The organism is Pelagibius marinus (assembly GCF_014925385.1).
Taxonomy (GTDB): Bacteria; Pseudomonadota; Alphaproteobacteria; order Kiloniellales; family Kiloniellaceae; genus Pelagibius; species Pelagibius marinus.
This window is the reverse complement of sequence record NZ_JACSDK010000017.1, coordinates 1-16,212: the sequence shown is the minus strand read 5'-3', so window position 1 is coordinate 16,212 and position 16,212 is coordinate 1. Positions and strand designations below refer to the sequence as shown.

At 67.6% G+C, this 16,212-nt stretch carries 19 protein-coding genes and 1 riboswitch; of the genes, 2 read left to right on the top strand and 17 right to left on the bottom strand.

The annotated features are described in order from the left end of the window. Nucleotides 1-32: 32 nt before the first annotated feature. The 13 genes from H7X47_RS21170 to H7X47_RS21110 form a co-directional block, all read right to left on the bottom strand. Complete coding sequence (locus H7X47_RS21170; protein ID WP_319633654.1) at nucleotides 33-815, bottom strand: ABC transporter permease; 783 nt, start codon at nucleotides 813-815, stop codon at nucleotides 33-35. Next, nucleotides 793-1,557 carry a TenA family protein gene (locus H7X47_RS21165; protein ID WP_193370751.1) on the bottom strand — a complete coding sequence of 255 codons (765 nt, stop codon included), beginning with the start codon at nucleotides 1,555-1,557 and terminating at the stop codon, nucleotides 793-795. The genes H7X47_RS21170 and H7X47_RS21165 overlap by 23 nt, the downstream gene beginning before the upstream one ends. Continuing rightward, on the bottom strand, nucleotides 1,554-2,501 hold the full coding sequence (locus H7X47_RS21160; RefSeq protein ID WP_193370750.1) for an ABC transporter substrate-binding protein: 948 nt from the start codon (nucleotides 2,499-2,501) through the stop codon (nucleotides 1,554-1,556). The genes H7X47_RS21165 and H7X47_RS21160 overlap by 4 nt, the downstream gene beginning before the upstream one ends. Next, nucleotides 2,498-3,130, bottom strand: a complete 633-nt coding sequence (locus H7X47_RS21155) for a thiamine phosphate synthase (RefSeq protein WP_322096524.1) — start codon at nucleotides 3,128-3,130, stop codon at nucleotides 2,498-2,500. The genes H7X47_RS21160 and H7X47_RS21155 overlap by 4 nt, the downstream gene beginning before the upstream one ends. Continuing rightward, a complete protein-coding gene (locus H7X47_RS21150) occupies nucleotides 3,127-3,900 on the bottom strand; it encodes a thiazole synthase (RefSeq protein WP_193370749.1) in 774 nt (257 codons plus the stop codon). Before H7X47_RS21150 ends, H7X47_RS21155 begins: the two co-directional genes overlap by 4 nt. 4 nt (nucleotides 3,901-3,904) lie before the next feature. Continuing rightward, nucleotides 3,905-4,102, bottom strand: coding sequence for a sulfur carrier protein ThiS (gene thiS / locus H7X47_RS21145; RefSeq protein WP_193370748.1), 198 nt, complete (start codon nucleotides 4,100-4,102; stop codon nucleotides 3,905-3,907). Further along, the gene (gene thiO, locus H7X47_RS21140; protein WP_227010682.1) at nucleotides 4,071-5,078 is read right to left on the bottom strand and encodes a glycine oxidase ThiO; all 1,008 of its coding nucleotides are present in this window, start codon (nucleotides 5,076-5,078) and stop codon (nucleotides 4,071-4,073) included. Before thiO ends, thiS begins: the two co-directional genes overlap by 32 nt. Before the next feature lie 4 nt (nucleotides 5,079-5,082). Further along, a complete protein-coding gene (thiD, locus tag H7X47_RS21135) occupies nucleotides 5,083-5,943 on the bottom strand; it encodes a bifunctional hydroxymethylpyrimidine kinase/phosphomethylpyrimidine kinase (protein WP_322096523.1) in 861 nt (286 codons plus the stop codon). A 57-nt stretch (nucleotides 5,944-6,000) separates the two neighbouring features. Beyond that, a riboswitch (TPP riboswitch) is annotated at nucleotides 6,001-6,102 on the bottom strand. A 68-nt stretch (nucleotides 6,103-6,170) separates the two neighbouring features. Beyond that, entirely contained in the window at nucleotides 6,171-7,478 is a 1,308-nt protein-coding gene (gene glnT / locus H7X47_RS21130) for a type III glutamate--ammonia ligase (protein ID WP_193370746.1), read from the bottom strand. 50 nt (nucleotides 7,479-7,528) lie between these two features. Next, complete coding sequence (locus H7X47_RS21125; protein WP_193370745.1) at nucleotides 7,529-8,869, bottom strand: FMN-binding glutamate synthase family protein; 1,341 nt, start codon at nucleotides 8,867-8,869, stop codon at nucleotides 7,529-7,531. Beyond that, a complete protein-coding gene (locus tag H7X47_RS21120) occupies nucleotides 8,869-9,558 on the bottom strand; it encodes a GltB/FmdC/FwdC-like GXGXG domain-containing protein (RefSeq protein ID WP_193370744.1) in 690 nt (229 codons plus the stop codon). The genes H7X47_RS21125 and H7X47_RS21120 overlap by 1 nt, the downstream gene beginning before the upstream one ends. Further along, a complete protein-coding gene (locus tag H7X47_RS21115; protein WP_193370743.1) occupies nucleotides 9,558-10,457 on the bottom strand; it encodes a class II glutamine amidotransferase in 900 nt (299 codons plus the stop codon). Before H7X47_RS21115 ends, H7X47_RS21120 begins: the two co-directional genes overlap by 1 nt. A gap of 143 nt (nucleotides 10,458-10,600) precedes the next feature. Beyond that, nucleotides 10,601-11,299, bottom strand: a complete 699-nt coding sequence (locus H7X47_RS21110; RefSeq protein WP_322096522.1) for a helix-turn-helix domain-containing protein — start codon at nucleotides 11,297-11,299, stop codon at nucleotides 10,601-10,603. Between the two features lie 421 nt (nucleotides 11,300-11,720). Between H7X47_RS21110 and H7X47_RS21105 the strand changes: the two genes are divergently transcribed. Next, nucleotides 11,721-13,001: an ammonium transporter gene (locus H7X47_RS21105; protein WP_227010681.1), complete on the top strand. Its 1,281-nt coding sequence runs from the start codon at nucleotides 11,721-11,723 to the stop codon at nucleotides 12,999-13,001. A 48-nt stretch (nucleotides 13,002-13,049) separates the two neighbouring features. After that, on the top strand, nucleotides 13,050-13,232 hold the full coding sequence (locus tag H7X47_RS21100; RefSeq protein ID WP_193370740.1) for a hypothetical protein: 183 nt from the start codon (nucleotides 13,050-13,052) through the stop codon (nucleotides 13,230-13,232). Nucleotides 13,233-13,337: 105 nt separating this feature from the next. Here the strand turns inward: H7X47_RS21100 and H7X47_RS21095 are convergent, their stop codons facing one another. From H7X47_RS21095 to H7X47_RS21080, 4 genes are all read right to left on the bottom strand, one after another. After that, nucleotides 13,338-13,889, bottom strand: coding sequence for a hypothetical protein (locus H7X47_RS21095; RefSeq protein ID WP_193370739.1), 552 nt, complete (start codon nucleotides 13,887-13,889; stop codon nucleotides 13,338-13,340). 39 nt (nucleotides 13,890-13,928) lie between these two features. Next, on the bottom strand, nucleotides 13,929-14,480 hold the full coding sequence (locus H7X47_RS21090) for a hypothetical protein (protein WP_193370738.1): 552 nt from the start codon (nucleotides 14,478-14,480) through the stop codon (nucleotides 13,929-13,931). A 61-nt stretch (nucleotides 14,481-14,541) separates the two neighbouring features. Continuing rightward, nucleotides 14,542-15,276, bottom strand: coding sequence for a hypothetical protein (locus tag H7X47_RS21085; RefSeq protein WP_193370737.1), 735 nt, complete (start codon nucleotides 15,274-15,276; stop codon nucleotides 14,542-14,544). 109 nt (nucleotides 15,277-15,385) lie between these two features. Beyond that, on the bottom strand, nucleotides 15,386-16,006 hold the full coding sequence (locus H7X47_RS21080; RefSeq protein ID WP_193370736.1) for an SRPBCC family protein: 621 nt from the start codon (nucleotides 16,004-16,006) through the stop codon (nucleotides 15,386-15,388). Between the last annotated feature and the right edge of the window lie 206 nt (nucleotides 16,007-16,212).

Sequence of the window (16,212 nt, the reverse complement as noted above, 5' to 3'; positions counted from 1 at the left end):
CAAATCGGAACAGCTCATTGGCAATCAGCCGTTCAAGCCTGCCCCTTGGCGCGGCGCGCCAGGTGGTCGGCCAGGCGGCCGACGGCCTTGTGCAGGACCAGGGTGAAAAGCGCGAGGACGAGAAGCGCGGCGAACATCAGGTCGGTCTTGGCCCGGCCGTTGGCCAGCAGCATCAGATAGCCGAGGCCCTGGGAGGCGCCGACCCATTCGCCGATGACGGCGCCGATGGGCGCATAGACCGCGGCGAGGCGCAGGCCCGAGCCGAGCGAGGGCAGCGCCGCCGGCAGGCGGATGCGGAACAGCAGTTGCCGGTTGGTCGCGCCCAGGCTGCGCGCCATCTCGACCAGGCTGTCGTCGCTGTGGCGCAGGCCGTCGAGAAAGTTGGAGGCCACGGGGAAGTAGATGATCAGCACCGCCATGGCGATCTTGGAACCGAGGCCGTAGCCGAACCAGAGGGTCAGCAGCGGCGCCAGGGCGAAGACCGGCACCGCCTGGCTGAAGACCAGCACCGGCAGGACGTAGCGCAGGGCGGTGCGCGACATCATGAGCTGCAGGGCAGTCAGCGCGCCCAGCAGGGTGCCGAGCGCGATGCCGAGCAGCACCTCGGCCACGGTGACGGCGGCGTGTTCCAGGATAAGCTGGTACTGGGCAATCAGCGTCCCGGCGACGCGCAGGGGGCCGGGCAGGATGAACGAGGGCACGGCGGTCAGCCACACCAACGCCTGCCAGAAGGTCAGCGCCGCGGCGAAGACCAAGAGACCGTCGCGCACCCGGGTCACGCCGGAAAGGCGTTCAGGCGTCTTTTCGCTTTCCACTGCCGAGGTCCCCTCTCAGGCTCCCTCTCAGCCCCATGTCCCAGAACCCGCCCTCCGGGCGCGTCGCCGTGCGGAACGGGGGGCAGAGGTCGGCCCAGCGCGGCGAGGCCTGCGGCGTGGCGCCGAGGCGGGCCGCGGCCGCCCGCTCCACCAGCCTGCCGACGCCGTGGCACAGTGCCTGGTAGTCGCTGGCGGCGTAGGTGTCGATCCAGTCGGCATAGGCCTTGTCACTGGCCGGCCTCCGGCTCGAAAGATCGCCCAGCCAGGCGCCGATCTCGCCGTAGCCCAGCACGCAGGGCGCCAGGGCCGCCAGCAGGTCGAGGAAGTCGCCGGACAGCCCGCTGTCCATGACGAAGCGGGTGTAGGCGAGGTTCTCGATCTCCTCCTCCGCCGCGAAGAGCGTCTTCTCCGGGATGCCTTCGCCGGCGCAGACCTCCACGTGCAGCTTCATCTCATGGTTCACCAGGGCGTCGACGGTGGCGGCCGCCGCCTTCATCTCCTCCAGATCTCCAGCCTTGACCACCGCCAGCCCCCAGGCGCGGGCGAAGTGGGTCAGGAAGACGTAGTCCTGCACCAGGTAGTGCAGGAAAGCCCGGCGCGGCAGGGTGCCGTCGCCCAGCCGGCGCACGAACTCATGGCGCGTATAGGCCTGCCAGTCCGCGCCGGCGGCGCGGCGCCAGGCGCCGAAGACCTCGGAACCGTAGTCCGGACCACGGTTGGGCAGCAGCTTGGGCGCGGTCATTGCCCGGATACCTGCTGGGCGATGCGCGCCACCGGGTTCTCGCTGGGCACCAGTCCGGCCTCGGCCAGGAAGGCCTCGAAGCGGGCATAGCGGCCGACGTCGAGGGCCGCGGGCCTCAGCGCGAAGCGCGGCAGGGTGTCCTTCCAGGCGCGCGCGTTCAGCTCGTCCTGCAGCTCCTTGGCGGTGCCGGCGAAGACTTCCCAGCCCTCCTCGGGGTGGTTGACGATGAACTGGGTCGCCTTCTCGGTCGCCGCCAGGAAACGCGCGACAACCGCCGGGTCCATGGTCTCGGGGTTGGCGACGTAGATCAGCTCGTCGTAGGCCGGCACGCCCTCCTCCTCCGGAAAGAAGCAACGCCCGCCGATGCCTTCGATGGCCAGCTGGTTCAGTTCGAAGTTGCGGAAAGCACCGATCACCGCGTCCACCTGGCGCGACATCAGCGATGGCGAGAGGGACCAGTTCACGTTGACCAGTTCCACGTCGTCCAGGCTGAGGCCGTGCGGCGCCAGCATGGCGCCCAGCAACGCCTCCTCCACGCCGGCGACGGAGAAGCCGATCTTGCGGCCCTTGAGGTCGGCCAGGGACTTCACCGGCCCATCTTCCAGCGCCAGGAGACAATTGAGCGGCGTGGCCACCAGGGTGCCGACGCGGGTCAGGGACAGGCCCTCGTGGATCTGCAGGTGAAGCTGCGGCTGGTAGGAAACCGCCAGGTCCGCCTTGCCGGCGGCCACCAGCTTCGGCGGGTCGGAAGGATCGGCGGGGGCGATCACCTCCACCTCCAGGTCTTCGTCGGCGAAGTAGCCTTTCTCCTGGGCGACGATGATGGGGCCGTGATCCGGGTTCACGAACCAGTCGAGCACCAGGGTCAGCTTGTCGGCCGCCGCCGCGGGCGTCGTCGCCAGCAACAGGGCAAGAATAAGTGTAAAGGCGTTCAAGGTTTTCATCGGGCTTCCTGCAGTTGGTTCTTGTGTGTTGCCTCGATCCAGGCCCGGGTCCGGGCTTCCGGGTCGGCGTTGAGGGAGATGTCGGTGACGACGGAGAGGACGTCTGCCCCGGCTGCGAGGACGCCCGGCGCGCGCTCGACGGTCAGCCCGCCGATGGCGACCAGCGGGATGTCGCCGATACGCCGCTTCCATTCGCCCAGCTTCTCCAGGCCCTGCGGCGCCCATTTCATCTTCTTGAGGATGGTCGGATAGATCGGCCCCAGGGCCAGGTAGTCGGGGTCGACGGACAGGGCCCGCGCCAGCTCCGCATCGTCGTGGGTGCTGACTCCCAAGCGAAGCCCTGCGCGGCGGATCGCCGGCAGATCGGCGTCGTCCAGGTCCTCCTGGCCCAGGTGCACGAAGTCGCAGCCCTCCTCGATGGCCAGGCGCCAGTAGTCGTTGACGACAAGCTGGCAGCCGACAGCTTGGCAGAGCGCCTTGGCATCGCGGATTTCCCGGCGCGTATCGTCTTCGGTAAGGTCTTTCACGCGCAGCTGCACCAGCTTCACCCCGCAGGGCAGCAGGCGGCGCAGCCAGGCGCTGCTGTCGACGATGGGATAGAAGGGATCGAGCACCATGAGCTTGGTCATCCCAAAAACGCCTTGCCGATGACGGGGGTCGAGGGCGCCGCCATGTCGCGCGGCTCCATGGGGTCAGCGGCGTGCGCCGCCTGCCCCGCGGCGATCGCCTGGGCGAAGGCCGCGGCCATGGCGACGGGATCACCGGCCTTGGCCACGGCGGTGTTGAGCAGCACCGCGTCGTAGCCCAGTTCCATGGCCGCCGCCGCGTGGGACGGCAGGCCGATGCCCGCATCCACCACCAGCGGCACCTCGGGAAAGTGGGCGCGCAGGCTGCGCAGGCCGTAGAGGTTGTTGAGTCCCAGACCGGAACCGATGGGCGCGCCCCAGGGCATCAGCACCTCGCAGCCCGCCTCCAGCAGGCGCCCGGCGGCGACCAGGTCCTCGGTGGTGTAGGGGAAGACCTGGAAGCCTTCTGCGGTCAGCACCGCAGCCGCTTCCACCAGGCCGAAGAGGTCCGGCTGCAGGCTGTCGTCCTCGCCGATCACCTCCAGCTTGATCCAGGGGGTGTCGAAGACCTCCCGCGCCATGTGGGCGGTGGTCACCGCCTCCTTCACCGTGTGGCAGCCGGCGGTGTTGGGCAGCACGCGCACGCCCAGCTCGCGGATCAGCTCCCAGAAAGCCTGGCCGTCGCGCTGCTCCGCCGACTCGCGGCGCAGCGACACCGTCACCACCTCGGCCCCGGAGGCGCGTACCGCCCGGGCCAGGATCGCCGGCGAAGGATACTGCGCCGTGCCCAGCAGCAGGCGCGTCTCCAGCTCAACGCCATAGAACCGCCGCATCACCTCACCCCCCTTGCATCGGGGCGATGACTTCGACCCGGTCACCGTCCTTGATCCACGTTTCCGCGCGCAGAGGCCCGGCAACGAAGTTGCCGTTCACCGCCGTGGCCACCTTGGCACCCTGGTAGCCGAGCTCTTCCAGCACGCCATCAAGGCGGTCGCGCGCCACGTCACAGGGTTTGCCGTTCAAGACGATCTGCATCGCTCTCCTCCGGGATGGGGGTCTCGCCGAACACGAGGTCGGCGGCGCGGCGGGCCAGGGCCGGCGCCAGCAGGAAGCCATGGCGATAGAGGCCGTTGACGAAGACGCTGCGGCCGTCGCGCCAGACGCGCGGCAGGTTGTCGGGAAAGGCCGGGCGGGCGTCGACGCCGATCTCCACCACCTCCGCCTCGCCGAAGGCCGGGTGCAAGGCATAGGCGGCGTTCAACAGCTCGACGAGGGAGCGCGCCGAGACCGGCGAGCGCGAGGCGCTCTCGATCATGGTGGCGCCGAGCATGTAGACCCCTTCCCCGCGCGGCACGATGTAGACCGGGATGCGCGGATGCAGCAGGCGGAGCGTGCGGGTCAGCGCCAGCTCGCGGCAGCGCAGCACCAGCATCTCACCGCGCACGCCGCGCAGACCCGGCGCCACGTCGCGCGCCGCGAGCCCCCGGCAGTCGACCACCACGTCGGCCTGTGGGAAGTTCTCGGCGGCCGTCGAGAACCGCAGTTCGGCACCGCCGTCCCGCAACCTCTTGGCCAGGGCCTTGATCGCCGCTCGAGGATCGAGATGCGCTTCACCGGCGAAAAAGAGGCCCCGGCGGAAGCGCCCGACGAGGTCCGGCTCCAGCAGCGCGATGGCCTCCGCATCCACCTGGCTGAAATTCATCGTGCGGCGGGCGAAGCGCCGCAGTTCCCCGCTGTCGCGGCCAGGCGCCACCACCAGGGTCCCTTGCCGGGTGACGCCGCCGGCGTGGGCGTCCCACCAATCCGCCGCCGCCGAGCCGAGGCGCACGACGGGCTCCTCGGCGCTCTCGCCTTCGCACCAGGGCGCCAACATGCCGCCGGCCCACCAGGAGCAGGACCCGGCCCCCAGTTCCGGCGCGCGGTCGACGACGGTGACCTCGGCCCCGCGCTTCAGAAGCTCGGTGGCGCAGGTGAGGCCGGCCACGCCGGCGCCGATGACGGTGACGCGCATGGCTTCACCTCCAGAGTTGGTGGAAGTGATGCACCGGCCCGTGTCCCGCGCCGACGCCGAGCCCGTCCGCGGCGGCGATGGCGCCCTGCAGGTAGGCATGCGCCGTCCCGACCGCCTCGGGCAGCCCCTGGCCCTTGGCAAGGCCGGCGGCGATGGCCGAGGACAGGGTGCAGCCGGTGCCGTGGGTGTTGCGGGTGTTCCGCCGCGGCGCCTGCAGGCGCAGTGTCTCGCCCCCGGCCGAAATCAGCAGGTCAACGCAGACCTTGCCGGTGGCGTGACCGCCCTTCATCAGCACCGCCTTGGGGCCGAGCGCCAGCAGCCGGCGTCCCTGCGCCTCCGCTTCGACTTCCGTCTCGGCCTGCGGTCCTTCCAGCAGACGCGCCGCCTCGGGCAGGTTCGGCGTCAGCACGTCGGCCAGCGGCAGCAGGTCGCGGCGCAGGGCGATGAGCGCCGAGTCCGGCAGCAAGGCATCCCCCGACTTCGCCACCATGACCGGGTCGATCACCAGGGGCACGCCGCGGTCGCGCAGGCCGAAGGCCACGCTCTCGATAACCGGCGGTCCGCCCAGCATACCGACCTTCACGGCCTTCACCGCCATGTCGTCGAAGACCGCGTCAATCTGCGCTGCGACAATGTCCTCGGGGATGGGATGCACGGCCGTGACCGCGCGGGTGTTCTGCGCCGTCACCGCGGTAATCACGCTGGCGCCGTAGACGCCCAGCGCGGAAAAGGCCTTGAGATCGGCCTGAATGCCCGCGCCGCCGCCGCTGTCGGAACCGGCCACCGTCAAGGCGATGGGGGTCAGGGCGATGGGAATTCCTTCGCCGCCCTGTCCTGCTGCTTGCGTCGCACTACCTTGCGCCACCTTCGTCTCCTTGCCTCACGGGCCGGAGAAGGGAAAAGCGGATCAGGCTTATGTCTGGAAATGTCGTGACCCGTTCCCTTCGCCGGCATTACCCGGATCAGGTTCCTTGGGTTGGCGACTTGCGCCTCTCAGCCCTTTCGAGCACCCCAACGGTTCATCAGGAGATAACAGGTCGGCGAAAGGGATTCAACCCCGCGCCCTGTGGGTCTATTCGCGGGACCGCCGACTCAGCAGTCCAGCGTGTTGCGGCGTTCCCAGTCGCTCAGGTGATGGCTGTAGTCGGTCCACTCGCTCATCTTCAGCTTCACGAAGGCGTCGATGGTCTCCTCGCCCAGCGCCGACTTCAGCACCTTGGACTTCTCCAGCGCGCGCAGGGCGTCGAGCAGGTTCAGCGGCAGGCGCTTGGCACCCTTGGCCTTGTGGCCCTCGGTGTACATGTTGATGTCCAGGCGCTTGCCCGGGTCGCGGCCGTTGGCGATGCCGTCCAGTCCCGCGCCCAGCACCGCCGCCGGCATGAGATAGGGGTTGGCCGCGCCGTCAGCCAGGCGAAACTCGAAGCGCCCGGGATCGGGAATGCGGATCATGTGGGTGCGGTTGTTGCCGCTGTAGGTCACGGTGTTGGGCGCCCAGGTGGCGCCGGAGGTGGTGACCGGCGCGTTGATGCGCTTGTAGGAGTTCACCGTCGGGTTGGTGACGGCGCAGAGCGCCTCGGCAGAGTGCATCACCCCGGCGATGAACTGATAGGCCAGCTTCGAGAGCCCCTCCGGGTCCTTCTTGTGCTCGAAAAGGTTCTGGCCGTTCTTCGTCGACCACAGCGAAACGTGCATGTGGCAGCCGTTGCCGGTCAGCTCCGCGAAGGGCTTCGGCATGAAGGTGGCGCGCAGGCCGTGCTTCTCGGCCAGGGTCTTCACCATGTACTTGAAAAAGGCCTGGCGGTCGGCGGTTTTCAATGCGTTGTCGTACTCCCAGTTCATCTCGAACTGGCCGTTGGCGTCCTCGTGATCGTTCTGGTAGGGCCCCCAGCCCAGTTCCAGCATGCAGTCGCAGATCTCGGAAATCAGGTCATAGCGCCGCATCAGCGCCTGCTGGTCGTAGCAGGGCTTGGCCTGGATGTCGGCGGGGTCGGAGATGGCGCTGGCGTCGGGCAGGATGACGAAGTACTCGCACTCCACGCCGGTCTTCATCTCGTAGCCCTTGGCCGCCGCCGCCTTGCCGACCTCTTTCAGCACATTGCGCGGCGCGTGCGCCACCGGCTTGCCGTTCATGTAGGGATCGGCGGCCAGCCAGCCCACTTCCGGTTTCCAGGGCAGCTGGATCAGGCTGTCGGGGTCGGGCAGCGCAAACATGTCGGCGTCTGCCGGCGACATGTCGAGCCAGGTGGCGAAGCCCGCGAAGCCGGCCCCGCTCTTCGCCATGTCGGCGATCGCCGCGGCGGGCACCAGCTTGGCCCGCATGGCGCCGAACAGATCGGTGAAGGAAATCAGAAAGTATTTGATGCCCCGGTCTTTGGCGACCTTCGCAAGATTGACAGCCATGTGCCCCGTTCCCGTTCTTTAAATATCGGCCGTTCCAGGGCCGCTTCCTCCTAGAAGCCGTTCTTGCCGGGGATCCAGCTCGTGCCGGCGAGCGGCACCTGCGCCATGGCCGCGGCTTCGACGGTCAGGGCGACAAGATCCTCCGGTTCCAGATTCAAGACGTGTGACTTGCCGCAGGCGCGCGCGATGGTCTGCGCCTCCAGCGTCAGCACGGCGAGATAGTTGGCGAGACGCCGTCCGGCCGCGACCGGGTCGAGGCGCGCGGCGAGTTTCGGGTCCTGGGTGGTAATGCCCGCAGGGTCCAGCCCCTCGTGCCAGTCGTCGTAGGCTCCGGCGACGGTGCCGAGCTTCTCGTACTCCGCTTCCAAAGCCGGATCGTTGTCGCCCAGGGCATGCAGCGCCGCCGAGCCGATGGAAACCGCGTCGGCCCCCATGGCCAGCGCCTTGGCCACGTCGGCGCCGTTGCGGATGCCGCCGGAGACCACGAGTTGCACCTTGCGGTGCATGCCCAGGTCCTGCAGCGCCTGCACCGCCGGGCGGATCGCCGCCAGGATCGGAATGCCGACGTGCTCGATGAAGACCTCCTGGCTGGCCGCGGTGCCGCCCTGCATGCCGTCCAGCACCACCACGTCGGCCCCCGCCTTCACCGCCAGGGCCGTGTCGTAGTAGGGCCGGCTGGCGCCGACCTTGATGTAGACCGGCTTCTCCCAGTCGGTGAGCTCGCGCAGCTCCTGGATCTTGATCTCCAGGTCGTCGGGGCCGGTCCAGTCCGGATGGCGGCAGGCCGAACGCTGATCGATCCCCTCCGGCAGGGTGCGCATCTCCGCGACGCGGGCCGAGATCTTCTGGCCCAGCAGCATACCGCCGCCGCCCGGCTTGGCGCCCTGACCCACCACCACCTCGATGGCGTCGGCCTTGCGCAGGTCGACGGGGTTCATGCCGTAGCGCGAGGGCAGCAGCTGGTAGACCAGGATGTCGGAGTGGCCGCGTTCTTCCGGCGTCATGCCGCCGTCGCCCGTGGTCGTCGAGGTGCCCATGATCGAAGCGCCGCGCCCCAGCGCCTCCTTGGCCTGGGCCGAGAGCGAGCCGAAGCTCATGCCGGCGATGGTGATGGGGATCTTCAACTCGATGGGCTTCTTGGCGAAGCGCGTGCCCAGGGTCACGTTGGTCGCGCACTTCTCGCGGTAGCCCTCCAAGGGATAGCGCGACACCGAAGCGCCGAGAAACAGCAGGTCGTCGAAGTGCGGCACCTTGCGCTTCGCGCCGGCGCCGCGGATGTCGTAGATGCCGGTCGCCGCCGCGCGGCGGATTTCCGAGAGGCTGTAATCGTCGAAGGTCGCCGACTTGCGCGGCGTGGTCTGCGGAATGCGGGTTGGCGAAGGCTTGTCCATCAGTAGGCGCCCACGTTGTCGATCTTGAAGTGGTAGAGCTCGCGCGCCGAGCCGTAGCGGCGGAAGTCGCCGACATCTACACCGCCGTTGACCCCGCCCTTGGCCAGCAGCGTCGCCAGCTTGGCCTTGTGTTCTTCGGTCATTTCCTTCTCGACGCAGTCGGCCCCCAGGCTGGCGACCTTACCGCGCACGTAGAGGCAGGCTTCGTAGAGGGAATCCCCCAGCGCCTCGCCGGCGTCGCCCAGCACCACCAGGTTGCCGGCCTGGGCCATGAAGGCGCTCATATGGCCGACGCTGCCCTTTACGATGATGTCGGCGCCCTTCAGCGAGATGCCGCACCTGGCGCTCGCGTTGCCGCCGATGACCAGGGTGCCGCCGTGCGCCGTAGCGCCGGCCGACTGGCTGGCGTCGCCGGTGACATGCACCTCGCCGGACATCATGTTCTCCGCCAGGCCGACGCCGGCGTTGCCGTGGATGGTGACGCTGGCCTGCTGGTTCATGCCGGCGCAGTAGTAGCCGACGTGCCCCTCGATCTCGACGGCGATGGGCGCGTCGATGCCGACCGCCACGGCGTGCTGGCCGCGCGGGTTGCGGATCGTCCAGCGGGTGTCGTTGGTGTCCTGCGGCAGGGCGTGCAGGGCCGCGTTCAGTTCGCGCAGCGGGGTCGCCGCCAAGTCGACCAGGGTCATCAGCCGCGCTCCCAGAAATAGACCGTCGCCGGCTCCGGCTCCCAGACCCTGGCCGACTCGATGCCCGGCAGCCCGGCCAGCGCCCGGTACTCGGAGCCGAAGGCGACATAGGCCTCGGTCTCCGCCAGCACCGCCGGCTTGCAGGCGATGGGGTCGCGCAACACGCCGAAGCCCTGCTCGGTGCCGACCACGAAGGTGTAGAAGCCGTCCAGATCTCTCAGCGAAGCCTCCAGCGCCTCCCCCAGGTTCATGCCGCGGCCCATCTGCCAGGTGAGGTAGGCCGCCGCGACCTCCGAATCGTTCTCCGTCTCGACGCCCACGCCTTCCTTCTGCAGGTTGCGGCGGATGGCGCAGTGGTTGGAGAGCGAGCCGTTGTGCACCAGGCACTGGTCGGGCCCGGTGGAGAAAGGATGCGCGCCGGCGGTGGTGACCGCCGACTCGGTGGCCATGCGGGTGTGACCGACGGCATGACTGCCGGCCATGGTCGGCAGGTCGAAGCGGGCCGAGACCGATGCCGGCAGGCCGACCTCCTTATAAAGCTCCATGGCGCGGCCCGAGGCGAAGAGGTTCACCTCCGGCGCGTTGGCGCGCAGCCAGACTTCCGCGGCGGCGGCGTCGTCCTCGGCAAGCGTCAGAATGGCGTGGGTGGCGCGGGTCCGCACTTCGACCTCGCTGCCCAGGTGCGCGGCCAGGCGACCGCCCAGGTCGGCGAAGTCGTAGGCCTCGTCCCTGGCGCGCAGGGTGAGCTTCACCTTGGCGGCCTGCGGCTGCCCGTAGACGGCGAAACCGGCGCTGTCCGGACCGCGGTCGGAGAGCACGGTCAGCATCTCTGACAACATCCGTCCCAGCGCCTGGGAGTGCTGTTCGTCCTTCAGGAAAAGACCGGCGATCCCGCACATGTCGACCCGCTCCTGGATGAGTTGGGTAAATGAAATAGCCGCCCCGGTCGAGGGCGAGACGAGACTAGCAGGAGCACCAGCGCTGTCAATCTATAAGAAACATTTTTTCCTGTTGATAAACTGACAACGAAGACCGGCGGGGCCTAGCTGTCGCGCTGGAACACGATGATGGAGAGGAATTTCAGCGGCAGCTTGCGCAGCTCTTCGGGGCCATGCGCCGACTGCGCATTGAAGAACAGCGAGTCGCCGGGCTTCAGTGGATAGATCTTGTTGCCGTGGCGGTAGCCCACCTCGCCTTCCAGGATGTAGATGAACTCCATGCCCTCGTGACGGAAGCTCGGATAGGATTCGGCGCCCTTGCTGAGAGTGACCAGGTAGGGCTCGTAGGCGAAGTCGCCGGGAAAGGAATGGCCCAGCAGCTGGTACTGGTGGCCCGACTTGGTGCCGCGGCGCTCGATCACCAGGCCCTCGCCGGCGCGCACGTGGGTGATGTCGTGCTTCTGCTCGAAGTCGGTGAAGAAGTTCGTCATCGGCACGTTGAGCGCCTGGGCCAGGCTCTGCAGTGTCGCCAGGGAGGGCGAGATGGCGCCGTTCTCCACCTTCGACAGCATACCCGCGGAAAGCCCCGCCTGCCCGGCCAATTCGGAGACCGTCATGTCCTGGCGCTTGCGCAGGGCGCGCACCTGCGCGCCGATGGCTTCCTCGATCGACTGCCCCTCCGACATGGCCGGCGCCGAGGAGCCGGTTGCCAGCGGCTCCACCTCCACTGCCTTCTTCGCCGCCTTTGCCTTCGCCGGGCCTTTCGCCGGAACCTTCGCGGTCTTGGGAGTCGCTGTCTTCACCCTGCTCATCTTTTCCCGAGTCAATGTTCCTCGCTCTCCACAACGTCACCGTTTGCCACACCGTTACGGTTTGAACGTGATCTAACGATAAGAGTCATCCGACACCATATAGGAAAGCCTAGGCGCCTGCACGGCCCCAATTCCTATAGAGAAAAAATCTTGACGTAGACGAAACCGCCGCTAGGCTTGGCTCCGCTCGGCTCGACCCGGAAAGGGCGTAAGGGCCGGCGGGGGAAACGTATCCAAAAAAGTTGGCCGCGGAAGGCTACGACCGGACACTCGCAGAGGTCCGGCATGGACGTCGCTGACGAACGGCGGGCGGCTTGCTGCGGCAAAGCGACTCGCTGCGGAGAGCCAACGACAGGGGGCATGAGGCGTCATGGATGCGGAAGTACAAACGAAGCTCGCAGAGCTTCAGACGATGATCGAAATGTCCGGCACCATCAATATGGAGATCTATTATTGGTGGTGTACGGCGCTGATGGTGATCATCCACGCAGGTTTCTTGGCCTATGAAATGGGGGCATCGCGGGTAAAGAACGCCCTGGCTTCGGGTGTGAAGAACATCCTGGCCTTCGCCTTCATCATTCCGACTTTCTTCTTCTTCGGCTGGTGGATCTATCTGGCCTTTCCTTATGGCCTGATTCCCAGCGCCGACGGCGACGGGGGCCTGCCCTGGGCAACGGCCATGGGCCCGAACCTGGCGGACAACGCCTCGGGCGTGTTCTGGGCCGCCTTCACGCTCTTCGCCGCCACCACGGCGTCGATCTATTCCGGCGCGGTGATCGAGCGCATCCGGCTCAGCGGATTCTGCATCCTGGCCATCGTGCTCGGGTCCTTCGCCTGGATTCTGGGCGCGGCCTGGGGCTGGCATCCGGACGGCTGGCTGCACACGGAGTTCGGCTACCACGACGTCGGCGCCGCCGGCGTGGTCCACATGGTCGCCGGTTTCTTCGCGCTGGGGGTGGTCATCAACCTCGGCCCGCGTCTCGGGCGCTTCACGGCCGACGGCAAGGTGCTGGAGATCGCCGGCCACTCGGTGCCGATGACTCTGATCGGCCTGATGCTGATCATTGTCGGCTTCTTCGGCTTCCTCGGCGGCTGCATCATCTACGTCACCGGCGACCAGTGGGTGAACATCTATAACCAGCCGGCCACGCTTTCGGCCTTCGCCTTCAACACCCTGATGGGCTTTGCCGGCGGCATCATCGGCTGCTTCCTGATGACCCGCGATCCCTTCTGGATGATGTCGGGCGCCCTGGCGGGCATCATCTCGGCCGCTTCCGGCCTGGATGTCTACCACCCCGCCCTGGCCTTCCTCATCGGCTTCGTCGGCGGCCTGATCATTCCGAAGGTGCAGGACCTGCTGCTGAAGCTCAGGATCGACGACGCGGTCGGCGCCTTCGCGGTGCACGGCGTCGCCGGCCTGTGGAGCGTCATCGCCTGCGGCATCTTCGCCAGCGGCTATCCCAGCCCCGGCGGCCCGGAGTCGAGCCTGCTGGGCCAGCTGGTCGGCGCGGCGGTCATGGCGGGCCTGGGCTTCATCCCCGGCTATGTTGTCTCGCTGATCTTGAAGATGGTGGGCCTGCTGCGCATCCCCTCCGGCCCGGAAATCGCCGGCCTGGACGTGGTCGAGATTCCCATCCGGCCCTATCCGGAGAGCGGTCCGCCGCAGACGGCCCATACCGCCCCGGCCGAATAGCAAGGCCATTCACCTGAACCATTTGGATTGATCCAAGGAGGCAAGCAAATGAGCGGAAGTCCCATTACCTCTTGGGAAGGCGTGGAGGCCTACTACACCTACGCCGACTCGCCCTTCGTGATCGGCATCTTCCTGGTGCTGTCCTGCGCCGTCGTGGTGGGTGTCATCATCAACTCGGCCAAGCACGAAACGGCCGCCTTCAAGAACTACGAAGGCGGCGGCGACGACTGATTGGCACAAAGCCGACAAAGGTGAGGCGAAAAAACGTCTCTGGGAGCCGAAGGGGGAGAGACCAAAAGGTCTCTCCCCTTTCACATGTGACCCTTCACATGGGCCTCAGAACTGGTGGGGGCTGTCGGAGCTGACGAAAAAGACCAGCACGATCACCCGGGCGATGAGCAGCAGCACGACGATCAGGCCCAGCCACCACAGGGCCGGCGCGGTGGCAACCGCACCGCCCGCCAGCGCACGCCCGCCGGCGATCAGCACCCAGAGGCCCCAGGCGCTGACGGCGGCCGCGGCAAGGCCGACATAGTACTTCCCCAGGTCCCCCTGCCCGACATAGGCGAGACAGAGCGCGGCGAAGGCGATGGCCGCGAAGCGCAGGAGAAGGCTCTTATGGGAAGCGGTGACCTCGGCGGGCTCGCCCGAGGAAAACGCCGCCAGCAGCAGACCGATCACGGTCAGCAGACCGCCGGCGATGGTGAAGAAGCGCAGGTTCTGGGCCAGCCAGTGTGCCAGCTCCAGCCAACTCTCGTCGATCCTCCCATCACCGACGCCCTTGTAAAGCGTGTGCTGCAGCTTGCCGCCCAGCCAGCTCACGAGGGCCAGCACGATCGAGATCCCGTAGGCGAGATAGGCGTAGATCAGCGTCCAGGGTGTCGACATCGGGGTGATTCTTTCCTTTGTGGGGCGCCGAGGGGCGGATCAGAACATCCGGAAGCCCTGGATCTTGATGAGAATGGCAAATCCCGCGACGACCAGGACGGCCAGGCCGTCGACGATGGCCAGCAGCCACCAGCCGGCGGGGCCCGTCACCGCCAGTTGTCCGGCGAAGGCGCGCCAGCCGCTGAAAACGACCCACAGCGCCCAGGCGAAGACGGCGACGGAAGCGATGTCGGCGTCAAAGGCGCCCATGCGCACCTGGGCGAGCGAGATCAGGCCCAGGAAGCAGAGGGCGAAAGCGCCGAATTTCATCTGATAGGCCTTGTGGGACGACACCGCCGGCGCGGGATCACTGGCCGGCAGGGCCGCCAGAATGAAGGCCGCCACCGCCAGGAAGAGGCTCGTCCACAGGGCAAAGTGCAGGTTGCGCATCAGCAGGCGGCTGAATTCGAGCCAGCCCTGGCCGAGATCGCCGCTCTCCACGCGGCCGTAGACGATGTGGTCGAAGAGCACCAGTAACCAGCAAATCGCGCCCAGCGCCAGCATGGCGGCATAGCCGATATAGGAGAGCGTCACGGTCCAGGCGGGCACCATCAGGCAGGTCCTTCTTCATGGGGGCGGCATTGCCGCTCCCGACAGATTTCTTTTCAGGGGGTCAGCGCGTAAAGACCTTGCCCCAGCACCGCAGATGAACCGCCAGGTCGGTTTCGGCGATTCGCCCGTCGCTAAAGACTGCGGCCTTCAGGGGGAATGTCAATTCCGGGTCCAGGTAGCCGTCGCGCAACTCGGCGAGGCTGCGGCCCCGGACTCGCTCGGCCAGGAAGGCGTCACGGCAGGCCTCGGCCACGGCGATCTGGAAGTCGTCGTAGAACTCGACCCAGCTCATATCGAAAGGCAGCACCACCTTGGCGCTCTGGCGATAGACGGTCTGGCCGGCGGCGCCCCTCATTTCGCGCAGCGGCTCCAGCGCAACCAGGCGGCTGCTGCCCGCCACCGAGTAGCCGGCGGGGCAGATTTCCCCGGGCCCGCAGGGCTGGTCCGACAGGGCCGTTCTGGCGGGGCGCACGGAGAAAACGTAGGCCTGGGGATCGGGGCGCTGCAGGCTGCTGATCTCCAGGCGCCAGATCAGCCCTTCGGACAGGATGCGGGTCACGCGCCCTTCGTCGTCGACGATGACGTTCAGCCAGCCGTCGATCTGACGGCTGATCTTCTCCTGATAGAGCTTCAGGTCACTGGAACTCGCCACGCCGGCGGGCTCGACGGCGGCGGCGTTCGTCCGGGCCTCGTCCGCCCAGGCACCGCTGGCCAGGGAAATCAGCAAAAGCGCCATTCCGGTGAAAACCGTGAGCGCGCGCAGCGCGTAGAGCCGCGCCAGGAAACCCTCTGCCATCGTACTACCCTCCCACTGGCCCCTTCATCGAAACGGCGGATTACGGAGAGTTAGTCGACCCGACCCGTCAGAGGGTTCAACCGGGCTCCAAGTTATTCAGAATGCTAACCTATGAGGCAGTGAGGATATAGGCCCCCAGCAGCACCACCAGCGCCGCCAGGCCCCAGATCCACAGGCGCGAGCCGCCCGCGCCGCGCGCTGGCGCACCGGGAAACTCCGGGGGAGCCGCAAAGCCTGCTTCGGCGGCCACCGGTTCCGCCGCCGGCGCCGCTTCCGGCGCTTGCGCGGCGGGGCCGGCGACGATCCCGGCAAAGCGGGAAAAGAACTCGCCGGAGAGCTTCTTCGCCGTGCCGTCGATGAGGCGCGAGCCGAGCTGCGCCAGCTTGCCGCCGACGTCGGCCTTCACCTCGTAGTGCAGCACCGTGGCCCCACCGTCATCTTCCAGGCGCACCTTGGCGCCGCCCTTGGCGAAACCGGCGGGGCCGCCCTTGCCTTCGCCCGAGATGGTGTAGCCGTTGGGCGGGTCCAGGTCGGACAGCGTGACCGCGCCCTGGAACTTGGCCTTCACCGGGCCCACCTTGGTGACCACCGTCGCCGTCATCTCCGTGTCCGAGAGCTTCTCGATGGACTCGCAGCCGGGGATCGAGGCTTTCAGGGCTTCCGGATCATTCAGAGCCTCGTAGACTTTTTCGCGCGGTGCGGCGATACGTTGGCTGCCAGTCATGTCCATGGTCGGTTCAACTCCAAAGTCTCTTGCCTCAAGTAATGCCTGGGCCGGCAGGGCATGGCAGATGCACATGATCCGGCCTCAGCGGCGCGGTGGCCGATCAGGCTGCATCGTGGTTGGCGCCGGCGTCCTCCGCGGGCCCGTCCTGCGCCCGGCCGTGGTCGCGGCGGCCCGCGGGGGGGAGGTCCCCCACCCCGCCCCCCGGCGGC

Bases quoted from the DNA above. Each gene is read 5' to 3' on its own strand.
- H7X47_RS21165 (WP_193370751.1), bottom strand. From the start codon at position 1,557: ATGACCGCGCCCAAGCTGCTGCCCAACCGTGGTCCGGACTACGGTTCC.
- H7X47_RS21160 (WP_193370750.1), bottom strand. From the start codon at position 2,501: ATGAAAACCTTGAACGCCTTTACACTTATTCTTGCCCTGTTGCTGGCG.
- H7X47_RS21155 (WP_322096524.1), bottom strand. From the start codon at position 3,130: ATGACCAAGCTCATGGTGCTCGATCCCTTCTATCCCATCGTCGACAGC.
- H7X47_RS21150 (WP_193370749.1), bottom strand. From the start codon at position 3,900: ATGCGGCGGTTCTATGGCGTTGAGCTGGAGACGCGCCTGCTGCTGGGC.
- thiS (WP_193370748.1), bottom strand. From the start codon at position 4,102: ATGCAGATCGTCTTGAACGGCAAACCCTGTGACGTGGCGCGCGACCGC.
- thiO (WP_227010682.1), bottom strand. From the start codon at position 5,078: ATGCGCGTCACCGTCATCGGCGCCGGCGTGGCCGGCCTCACCTGCGCC.
- glnT (WP_193370746.1), bottom strand. From the start codon at position 7,478: ATGGCTGTCAATCTTGCGAAGGTCGCCAAAGACCGGGGCATCAAATAC.
- H7X47_RS21125 (WP_193370745.1), bottom strand. From the start codon at position 8,869: ATGGACAAGCCTTCGCCAACCCGCATTCCGCAGACCACGCCGCGCAAG.
- H7X47_RS21120 (WP_193370744.1), bottom strand. From the start codon at position 9,558: ATGACCCTGGTCGACTTGGCGGCGACCCCGCTGCGCGAACTGAACGCG.
- H7X47_RS21115 (WP_193370743.1), bottom strand. From the start codon at position 10,457: ATGTGCGGGATCGCCGGTCTTTTCCTGAAGGACGAACAGCACTCCCAG.
- H7X47_RS21105 (WP_227010681.1), top strand. From the start codon at position 11,721: ATGATCGAAATGTCCGGCACCATCAATATGGAGATCTATTATTGGTGG.
- H7X47_RS21100 (WP_193370740.1), top strand. From the start codon at position 13,050: ATGAGCGGAAGTCCCATTACCTCTTGGGAAGGCGTGGAGGCCTACTAC.
- H7X47_RS21095 (WP_193370739.1), bottom strand. From the start codon at position 13,889: ATGTCGACACCCTGGACGCTGATCTACGCCTATCTCGCCTACGGGATC.
- H7X47_RS21090 (WP_193370738.1), bottom strand. From the start codon at position 14,480: ATGGTGCCCGCCTGGACCGTGACGCTCTCCTATATCGGCTATGCCGCC.
- H7X47_RS21085 (WP_193370737.1), bottom strand. From the start codon at position 15,276: ATGGCAGAGGGTTTCCTGGCGCGGCTCTACGCGCTGCGCGCGCTCACG.
- H7X47_RS21080 (WP_193370736.1), bottom strand. From the start codon at position 16,006: ATGGACATGACTGGCAGCCAACGTATCGCCGCACCGCGCGAAAAAGTC.